This window comes from Luedemannella flava (genome assembly GCF_039528515.1).
Taxonomy (GTDB): Bacteria; Actinomycetota; Actinomycetes; order Mycobacteriales; family Micromonosporaceae; genus Luedemannella; species Luedemannella flava.
Genome location: NZ_BAAALT010000137.1, coordinates 1 through 2,701, shown reverse-complemented (window position 1 = coordinate 2,701; position 2,701 = coordinate 1). Strand labels below are relative to the sequence as shown.

At 74.6% G+C, this 2,701-nt stretch carries 3 protein-coding genes; all 3 read left to right on the top strand.

The window, feature by feature from the left end:
* On the top strand, positions 1–585 hold a 585-nt coding region (locus tag ABD211_RS21010; protein ID WP_344134524.1), incomplete at its 5' end, for a PP2C family protein-serine/threonine phosphatase.
* Complete coding sequence (locus tag ABD211_RS21005) at positions 582–1,877, top strand: VWA domain-containing protein (RefSeq protein ID WP_344134521.1); 1,296 nt, start codon at positions 582–584, stop codon at positions 1,875–1,877. The genes ABD211_RS21010 and ABD211_RS21005, both read left to right, overlap by 4 nt.
* Positions 1,878–1,886: 9 nt before the next feature.
* A complete protein-coding gene (locus ABD211_RS21000) occupies positions 1,887–2,561 on the top strand; it encodes an FHA domain-containing protein (protein WP_344134518.1) in 675 nt (224 codons plus the stop codon).
* Positions 2,562–2,701: the final 140 nt, after the last annotated feature.

The window sequence follows — 2,701 nt, the reverse complement described above, 5'->3', positions numbered from 1 at the left end:
GACGACGCCGCCGGCGCGGCGGTCGAGGCCGCGGTCGCGGCGCTGCTGCGCGAGCTGGACGCCGGGGTCGCGCCGGAGCGGGCCATGGGCACGGCGTTCGACGCGGCACTCGCGGCGGTGTCGGCCCTGGACGGCCCGACGACCCGGCACGCGTCGCCGAGCTGCACCTACGTGTCCGGAGTGGTCACCGCCGGTTGGCTGGCCGCCAGCTGGGTCGGCGACAGCCGGGCGTACTGGGTGCCCGCGGACGGCGAGCCGGTGTGCCTCACGGTCGACCACGCGCTCGCCGACGCGGACGGCGCCCCGCACTCGGCGCCGCTGACGCGGTGGGTGGGCGCCGACGCGGGGCACGGCTGCGCCCCCGTCCGGATGTTCGAGCCGCCGGGACCCGGGCGCCTCGTCCTCTGCTCGGACGGCCTGTCGCGCTACCTGACCGGCCCGGTCGACCTGGCGCCCGTGGCCACCGAGGAGCCGGGCGCGGCGGCCCGCCGGCTCACCCAGTTCGCCCTCGACGCCGGCGGCGTGGACAACATCGCCGTCGTCGTCCTGCCGTACCCGCCCGACGACCCCGGGGAGCACCGATGAATCCGAACAGCGACGTCAAGGTCGAGGTCTTCCAGAACGAGTACCTACCGGAGGGCGGCCGCGTCGTCGACGCCGTGGTCACCGTGACCATGGGCGAGGGCGCCGGCGCCCGCCGACCCGGCCCCACCGCCTCGGCCGCCGAGGTCATCATGATCGACGTGTCCGGCTCGATGCACGGCGACAAGATCGTGGCCGCGAAGAACGCCGCCTGCGTCGCCATCGACACGATCCGCGACGGGGTCTCGTTCGCCATCATCGCCGGCACGAGCGACGCGCGGGTGATCTTCCCGGGCGGCCGGCACCTGGCGTCGGCCTCCGGCAGGACCCGGTCGGACGCCAAGGCGGCGGTGCGGCGCCTGTCGGCGAACGGCGGCACCAACTTCAGCGCCTGGCTGACCGCCGCGCACGGCCTGTTCGCCGCGTCCCGCGCCGAGATCCGGCACGCCATCCTGCTCACCGACGGCGAGAACGGCGACCGTGAGGACGACTTCCAGCGCGTCCTCAACCACTGTGCCGGGGTCTTCGTCTGCGACAGCCGGGGCGTGGGCGACGGCTGGCGGGCCCGTGACCTGATCAAGGTGGCCGAGACCCTGCTGGGCACGGCGGACGGCATCAAGGACTCACGGCACCTCGCCGAGGACTTCCGCCAGATGACGGAGAACGCGATGGGCAAGACCGTGGCGGACGTGGCCCTGCGCGTGTGGACGCCGGGCGGCTCCCGGATCCGCTTCGTCAAGCAGGTCTTCCCCGACATCAACGACCTCACCGCGCGGCGCGCCGAGGTGAGCGCCCGGGTCGGCGACTACCCGACGGGCGCGTGGGGCGCGGAGAGCCGCGACTACCACCTGTGCGTCGAGGTCGCGCCCGGCGCCGTCGGCGAGGAGGTGCTGGCCGCCCGGGTGAGCCTCGTGCACCAGGACGAGATCCTGGGGCAGGGCCTGGTCCGGGCCGTGTGGACGGACGACCTTGCGGCCGCCACCGTCATCAACCGGAAGGTGGCGGACTACAGCGACCAGGCGGAGCTGGCCCAGGCCATCCAGGAGGGCCTGTCGGCGCGCGCGGCCGGTGACGTGACGACCGCGACCGCCCGGCTCGGCCGGGCCGTGCAGCTCGCCGCCGCGTCCGGCCGGGAGGACACCGCGAAGGTGCTCGGCACCGTCGTCGAGATCGTCGACGCCGCCACCGGCACGGTCCGGCTCAAGTCCCGCTCCGAGAACCGCGAGGTCGACGTTGACGCGGAGATCGCCGCGGTCGGCTCCCGCAAGACCCGCCGCGTCCGGCCCACCGAGTAAGGACCCCACATGCCTGTCTGCCCCAAGGGCCACGAGTCGGCGTCCGACGACTACTGCGACGACTGCGGCACCCCCATGACCGTCCGCCCGGCCGAGCCGGCGCCCACGGTTGTCGAGGCGGCGCCCGCCGCGTCGTGTCCGGCCTGCGGCAGCCCGCTCGACGGCCGCTTCTGCGAGCGGTGCGGCCACGACTCGCTGGTCGCACCGCCCCCGCCGGCGGAGCGCGCGCCGGAGCCGGTGCCGGCGGTCGGGGCCGCGCCCACCTCCTGGCTCGTCGTGGTCACCGCCGACAAGGACTACTTCGAGCGGGTACGCCGCATGGAGGGCCCCGACGTCGACGAGGTGACGTATCCGCGCTTCTGCCCGGAGCGCCGCTTCCCGCTCGACAGGGAGCAGTTCCTTGTCGGGCGCCGCAGCCGCTCGCGGGGCATCTACCCCGACATCGACCTGGCCGGCCCGCCCGAGGACGTGGCGGTCTCGCACACGCACGCGCTGTTCCTGCCGGACGCCGGGGGAGCGGGCTGGGCCGTTGTCGACCTGGGTTCGACCAACCGGACGTACGTCAACGACAGCCCGGACCCGATCGAGCCGGAGGTGGTGACCCCGCTGCGCGACGGCGACCACGTCAACGTCGGCGCCTGGACCCGCCTGACCCTCCGCCGCGCCCAGGTGGGAACGGTATGACGAACTACGCCCGCATGTACCGCTGGGGGATCACCCCTTGGGAGAGTTACGGAACGGCCGCCGCCGACAGCATCGCCACGCTGCTGGACCGGGAGGAGGCTGAGCGCTCGCGCCCGCTGGGTCGCGCGCTCGACGTCGGT